General features: G+C 59.8%; 7 protein-coding genes. 1 reads left to right on the top strand and 6 read right to left on the bottom strand.

Annotated elements, in window-relative coordinates; all coding sequences use genetic code 11:
- The 6 genes from PMI24_RS00255 to PMI24_RS00230 form a co-directional block, all read right to left on the bottom strand.
- A partial coding sequence (locus PMI24_RS00255; protein WP_007950437.1) for a DUF6531 domain-containing protein occupies window positions 1–1682 on the bottom strand: 1682 nt, incomplete at its 3' end.
- Between the two features lie 225 nt (window positions 1683–1907).
- Window positions 1908–2315: an SEL1-like repeat protein gene (locus PMI24_RS00250; RefSeq protein WP_007950436.1), complete on the bottom strand. Its 408-nt coding sequence runs from the start codon at window positions 2313–2315 to the stop codon at window positions 1908–1910.
- A complete protein-coding gene (locus PMI24_RS00245) occupies window positions 2316–2687 on the bottom strand; it encodes a hypothetical protein (RefSeq protein WP_003223109.1) in 372 nt (123 codons plus the stop codon).
- The gene (locus PMI24_RS00240; RefSeq protein ID WP_007950435.1) at window positions 2684–3025 is read right to left on the bottom strand and encodes a helix-turn-helix domain-containing protein; all 342 of its coding nucleotides are present in this window, start codon (window positions 3023–3025) and stop codon (window positions 2684–2686) included. The genes PMI24_RS00245 and PMI24_RS00240 overlap by 4 nt, the downstream gene beginning before the upstream one ends.
- Before the next feature lie 114 nt (window positions 3026–3139).
- Window positions 3140–3595, bottom strand: coding sequence for a YkvA family protein (locus PMI24_RS00235; RefSeq protein ID WP_007950434.1), 456 nt, complete (start codon window positions 3593–3595; stop codon window positions 3140–3142).
- A gap of 294 nt (window positions 3596–3889) precedes the next feature.
- Complete coding sequence (locus PMI24_RS00230) at window positions 3890–4606, bottom strand: FKBP-type peptidyl-prolyl cis-trans isomerase (protein WP_007950433.1); 717 nt, start codon at window positions 4604–4606, stop codon at window positions 3890–3892.
- A 270-nt stretch (window positions 4607–4876) separates the two neighbouring features.
- Between PMI24_RS00230 and PMI24_RS00225 the strand changes: the two genes are divergently transcribed.
- On the top strand, window positions 4877–6685 hold the full coding sequence (locus PMI24_RS00225) for a di-heme-cytochrome C peroxidase (RefSeq protein WP_007950432.1): 1809 nt from the start codon (window positions 4877–4879) through the stop codon (window positions 6683–6685).
- Window positions 6686–6706 lie beyond the last annotated feature (21 nt).

Here is a 6706-nt window from a genome sequence, read left to right as displayed (position 1 = left end):
AGATGCGCCCGCTCATAGCGCAGCAACAAGGAACGTCCAGCACCGTTGTCGAGGCGCTGAATCCGGTCGGAAAGATCCCGATGCACCGTCAGACGATTGCCGTAGGCATCGCTAACAGCAGTCAGACGCCCAGCCCGAAAGTGATAAAACCGCGCCGCGTCCCCCGCCAGCGCAACAATCAACTCCTCCGGCTCATCTCCGAGAAAGATCGCCGCCCGCGACAGACTGTTGTGAATCGCCGGCCGCTCAACACTCGGCAACGGAAACCGCGTCCGCCGGTTCTCATGGTCAACCCAGACCACCGCAGCGCCATCAACTTCCAGCCGATGCGCCAGCGAATGGCTCCAGCCAAACCCCAGCCCGACATCAATCTCGGCGGCACTGGTGCGATACAACCGACTGAATTCGAACGGCAGCACTCCATCAAGCACACCGTCAGTCAGCGTCAACAATTCTTCGCCAGTGACCATCGACACTGGACACCCGTTGGTACAGGTCAGCGGTGCACAATCAGCACTGTCACCATAGGGGTTCTTCGCCTGATCCGGCGTGTCGTCGTGGTGTTCGTCTTTTTTCAGGGAGGCATTACGCCGGGCATCCCAGCGCAATTGCATGCGGCCCTTTTTCACCCCGGCGGCAATGCCACGTGCGGCGACGGATTTGTACTGGTTCACGTAGCCGATGAAGGTGCTGACGATGCCGAACATCGCCTTCACCAGGCGCGCCACCGCCGACAGCAACTGAGCGCCACGCTCCGCCAGACGCAAGGTCAGATACGCAATCCCCGCCCCGGCACCGACAAAGGTCAGCACAACGCCGATCAACACATCGATCAGCAGTTGAACCACCACCATCGAGACCGCCTCGGCGGTTTTCCCGGCAATCTCATTAGGAGGCAGCATTTCCAGCCAGAGGCTGGCGGTACGCAACAACAGGCACAGCGCCGCCTCGTCACTGACCAGTAACTGAAGCTTCTCCATCATTTCAGGCGCTGTTTCTGCCAACGCGATCAGCTGTGCGGCGCCACTGCCCAACCGCTCGGCAAACTTCCCGGGATCCTGGAGAATTTCCGACAGCAACCCGATGCTGTCCCACACTCCCTCGATCGCCGCCCAGCTCCCGGCCAGCATGCCGTTCCCGGCTGCTGTGGCCACCGACTGCGACCATTGCGGCTTGAATCCCTGCCACTCGCTGCGCAGCCAGCCATCCAGCTGCCGAGTCAGGTCATCGTAGGATTCGAAAAGCGCATCAACCTGCTGCTCGCTGGCCTCGCCGTGCACCACCACCCGGTAGAACTTGCCCGCCTCACCGGTGAACTCCCCTTTGCCCTGAGCATCGAGGGTGACCGACTTGACTGCACCGCCCTCCACCGCCACCACATCGACAACGATGTCGCCCAACGGAATGTCGTACACCGACTCGAACTTGCTCTCGATCTCCATCGGCCCGGATTTCGGGCATTGCACGATCGCAGAGGAGAAACGGTTGTCGTCAGTCGCAACCGCCGTGCTGTGCTCGCCGAAACGGATGATCCGCTCCATCCCCATCAGCGACGGCAGATCGGCCGCATGACTGACGCGGTCTGCCGAGCGACTGAGCCAGCGCTTGAGCTGTTCGCGATAGAGATCAAGGGTGCGGGGAAAGCTGTCGAGTTCTTGCTCGATGCGGACGACGGCATCCATCAGCGCATTCCCATGCGCATGGCGAAACGAAAAACCGGGTCAAACATGTGCGTTCCCTCGCGCAAAAATCAGGCGAGGGACTTTGCGGGGGATCAATCAGAAAAGAAGTCAGGCGAGTAGGCAGAGGATGTAGGAGAAGTCTGTAACTGATTTTTATCGAACTGCAGACGCAAAAACGGGGCGGGAGGTGTCCCTCACGCCCCGTTCACGGAACAGATGAATTGTTTATTGAGAAGCGTCTCGGCCGGCCAGCTCTTTCAACTTGAGCTCCGCCAACGGATGCCCGGCCTTCGCGGCCATGGTCCACCAGCGAGCGGCTTCCGAAGGATCTGGCGCTTTGCTCGGTGTACCTGCAAGACTGATGACACCGACTTGATACGCCGCTTTGCCATCCCCGGCCAGCGCCGCCAGTCGCAACAAGCGCACTCCTTCTTCTCGTGCGCCCAGGCCAACCCCGCGAAACGCCAGGATGTGCCCGTAAAAACTTTGCGCGCCGACATCGCCCAGATTGGCCATGCGCGCAAACTGTCCTTCGAGCCAGCGCCAGCCGCGGGGCTGACGGACAAACCACGACCAGTGAAACAGCCTACGGGCCAGCCAGTAACTTGCCCGCGCCTTGAGTCGTAAAAACACTCAGGCCTCCGCCGATTCCGGGTACTCGTACTCAAAGACCCGCACCACTTCCGAAGCATGCCAGGAGGCGGCGGCGACACCGTCGGACGGCCCGGAAAAACGCCCCAGACGCTCGACACATTCAAAGAAACCGGTGCGTGGCAGGCGGCTTGCACCCTGGCTGATCACCAGCGAGCTGCGCAACGGTTGTTCGGCTTTCGCGTCCAGTGCTGCGAGATGCTCCAGTGCAGCGGTCAATGTCTGCATGGCCGGCGTGGGCAGTTGCAGGCGTTCAAGCAAGGCTCGATAAGTCAAAAGATGGCGCTGCCTGCGCGCCTGATCCAGCTCCCCCAGCAATCCGTCCCAATGTTGACGACTGATGCGTACGCTCACGATTGTTCCCTCCACCCTGGCACCGTCAACTCCCAGGCCAGGCTGCGGCGAATCGCGGCGTCGGGCAGACGCTCGCCACTTTCAATCATGGCCAGGTAAGACGGGCTGATGCCTACCGTGCGGGCCAGCGCCTCGATGGCGATGCCCTTCCCTTCGCGCAAACTGCGTAACTGATCCAGACCTGGAAGAATCGGGTCCGGGGTGGCCGCAAGCGGCGCTGGAGCCGGTTGCGACGGTGCTTCGTTAATGCCTGCTGCTTTCAGTAGAGCCTGATACTGAGCCCATGGCAGAACCGCATATTCGGGTTCGCCATCGCGTGCAATTATCTGAATATCCATGACTACCCCGTAGGACAACAACACTTAGCGAGTCGGCACTTTTCCCTAGAAGTGTAATCCTAACAGCGGCCAAGGTCGTGGGGGGTATCTATCTGTGTACGAGGCTGTCGCGATTCAGGACTTTTTCGGCCCCTGAAGCTGAAGTTGCTCGGGCGTATCGGGCAGACGCTCGACCACTCTGAGCTTTTCCGGCGCCTGGCGCTGACGCCACAGGCGGAAGGCATTCAGTTCATCGTCGAGGGTTTTCATCAGCCAGGCGAGGACGGCGATATCATCGAGCATGCCGAACATGGGAATGAAATCGGGGATCGCATCCACCGGACTGAGGAAGTACATCAGACCGGCCACCACCGAAACGATCGCCTTGGCGCTGATCGCGCGGTACTCGCCGCGCCAGTACGCCAGACACAGTGCCTGCAACAGACGCAGATCGTCCTTCAGCTTGCCGAGACGATTGCCCTGGGCGGCGCCTTTGCTGGCCACGGCGAACAACAAGGTCGGCAAGCGGCCTCGAGCCAGCAAGCGTCCGGCCAAAGGCAGGAATCGGGCGAAATTCCACGGCGCTTTCATTTATTTCTCCCGTTGAAATGTTATCCACACAAATTGTGGATAACCTTGTGAACAGAGCTGCATTTCAGCGCTGAGAGCCCCGTTTCATAAGGGCTGCGCTCAGATCGGGCGTTTTTTACTCACATAAAAAAACCCAATATTTCATTGACTTGGCGGCTCCGGGCGTCTAGCGCGGGCAACCTTAAAGTCTAGGACTGCCATGACCGGCATCGGTTCGGTCTGTTTACGCCGACCATCGTCCAGATGCAACAACGCCCCGCATAAGCGAGGCGTTGTTGTTGAGACCGGCGCAGATTACTTGGCGGCGGCGTCTTCTTTGGCTGGATCCTTGATGGCCAGCAGTTCCAGGTCGAAAACCAGAACCGAGTTGGCCGGGATTGCCGGGCTTGGCGATTGTGCGCCGTAAGCCAGATCGCTAGGGATATACAGCTTGTACTTCTCCCCAACGTGCATCAGTTGCAGGCCTTCGACCCAACCCGGGATCACACCGCTGACCGGCAGATCGATCGGGCTGCCGCGCTCGACGGAGCTGTCGAAAACGGTGCCGTTGGTCAGCTTGCCGGTGTAGTGAACGGTCACGACGTCGGTAGGCTTAGGCTGTGGGCCGTCGGCTTTCTTGACCACTTCGTACTGCAGACCGGAAGCGGTGGTGGTCACGCCAGCCTTCTTGCCGTTTTCTTCGAGGAATTTCTTGCCGGCGGCTGCCGACTCTTCACTCATCTTGGCCATGCGCTCTTCGGCACGCTTTTGCAGCGCGGCGAAAGCTTCGACCAGTTCTTCATCTTTCAGCTTCTGTTCTTTCTTGCCGACGGCATCTTCGATGCCCTGGGCTACCGCTTTGGAGTCCAGATCATCCATGCCTTCCTGAGCAAGGCTCTTGCCCATGTTCAGGCCGATACCGTAGGAAGCTTTTTGCGCCGGCGTTTTCAGCTCTACGCTGGTCTGCGAGTCACAACCCGCGAGTACCAGGCTAACCAGGGCAACCGCCGCCGCCAACCGATGCTGTTTCATGCTATTTCCTTGTTCATGCGCCGAAAGGGCAATCGAGTAAAGCCGCGAGCTTATCAGGCCGCCACGACCAATGGCTACCGGCATGAGAGCAGGAATCTTCCGATAAGTTCAGGGATTAAAAAGCATTTGGCGAAAGGCACGATGAAGCTTCTGTCATCTTTCGCCGACAGCGATTGATGCCGCTTCCCACAACACTTGGCGTAATGGCCACTTGCCGCACATGGCTTTGCTCAGGCATAACAGCGCAACAACTCGACAAGGATGTTCATCTTGCGCCTCTTATACCGTGTGTTGACGCTGATCGTGGTGCTGCTGGGACTGGTTCTGGCGGTGGTTCTTTACTATGTCGCCAATCCGAGATTGCCCTTCCCCGCGCCCGCAAAACAGGTGCATTACCTGAACCAGTGGACTGAGCAAGAGCGCCAGATCTACTACTTCACTCCGCAGGGGACGCAGGTCAAAGGCCTTCGTTACGAATGGTTTCAGGCGCTGGAGCTGCCGTTCTCGCAACAACGCTTTGCCTCACCGGAATACCTCGCGCGCTTCGGCTTTCTGATCGATCCGCAGCAGAAAGCCACGCCGGACAACCCGGGGAATCTGCCGGTGGGTTTCGCCCGGCACCAGAATCCCGGCAGCGCCGAGCAATATCTCGACATCACGTGTGCGGCCTGCCACACCGGCGAACTGCATTTCAATGGCCAGGCAGTACGCATCGACGGTGGCTCGGCCCAGCATGTGTTGCCTTCCAGCGTTCCTACATTGCGCGGCGGAAGTTTCGGACAGGCATTGGTCGCCAGTCTCACCTCGACTTACTACAACCCGTGGAAATTCGAGCGCTTCGCTCGCCAAGTGCTGGGCAACGACTATGACGCCCACCACGAACAATTGCGCAAAGACTTCAAACGCTCACTGAACACCTTCATCAAAGTGGCCTGGAACGACACCCATCGTGGCCTCTACCCCACCGAAGAAGGCCCCGGCCGCACCGATGCGTTCGGGCGTATCGCCAACGCGACCTTCGGCGATGCGATCTCCCCGAGCAATTACCGCGTGGCCAACGCGCCGGTGGATTACCCGCAACTGTGGGACATGTGGACCTTCGACTGGGTGCAGTGGAACGGTTCGGCGCAACAACCGATGGCACGCAATATCGGCGAGGCGCTGGGTGTCGGCGCCACCCTGAATTTTTTCGACGCCAACGGCCAGCCGCTGCAGGGCGATGAGCGCTATGCCTCCAGCGTACGTGTGCGTGATCTGCACAAGATCGAAGAAACCCTGCAAAGACTGCGACCACCGGCCTGGCCTGAAGAGGTGCTCGGCGTCGTCGACAAACCCTTGGCAGCCAAGGGGCGAGCCCTGTTCGCCGAGAATTGCGCCGGATGCCACGTCCCGCGTCAGACCCAGGAAGGCGAGCGCTGGGTGCAACATCTGCACATGCTCCCGGTGGACGTCATCGGCACCGACCCGAACGCCGCCAACAACATTGCCAATCACCGCTTCGACCTGACCGCCCTGCAATGGAACCCGGCGGAACTCGAACAAATGGACGTGAAGTTGCACCCCAAACCCAAGGAGCCGCTGGATCTCAGCCAGCTGTCAGTGGCCAAGGGACTGGCTTACGTCACCGCCTTCGTGGAAAACCGTGCGTACCGTGAAGCGGGCGTCACCGCTGCCGAGACACCACAGCTCGACGGCTTCGGTCTGCCGATTGGCGTTCGCGAAAAAGTCGCCTACAAGGCGCGTCCACTTGCCGGCGTATGGGCCACGGCCCCGTTCCTGCACAACGGCTCGGTGCCGAGCCTTTATCAGTTGCTGTCGCCTCAGGACGAGCGCGCCACCACCTTCTATAAAGGCACCTTCGAATACGACCCGCGCCATCTGGGCTACCGCACCGAAGCCTTCACCAACGGTTTCCTGTTCGACACCCGCATTACCGGCAACCACAACAGCGGCCACGAATTCCGCGCCGGCGAACGCGGCAACGGCGTTATCGGCCGACTGCTTCAGCCAGAAGAACGCTGGGCACTGCTCGAATACCTGAAAGTGCTAGGCGGCCCGCTGGAGGCGCAACTGCCATGATCTTCAATTCCTTCAAAAGAC

The sequence above is a fragment of the Pseudomonas sp. GM25 genome, from assembly GCF_000282255.1.
Classification (GTDB): Bacteria; Pseudomonadota; Gammaproteobacteria; order Pseudomonadales; family Pseudomonadaceae; genus Aquipseudomonas; species Aquipseudomonas aphyarum.
This window is presented reverse-complemented; position numbering and strand designations above follow the sequence as displayed.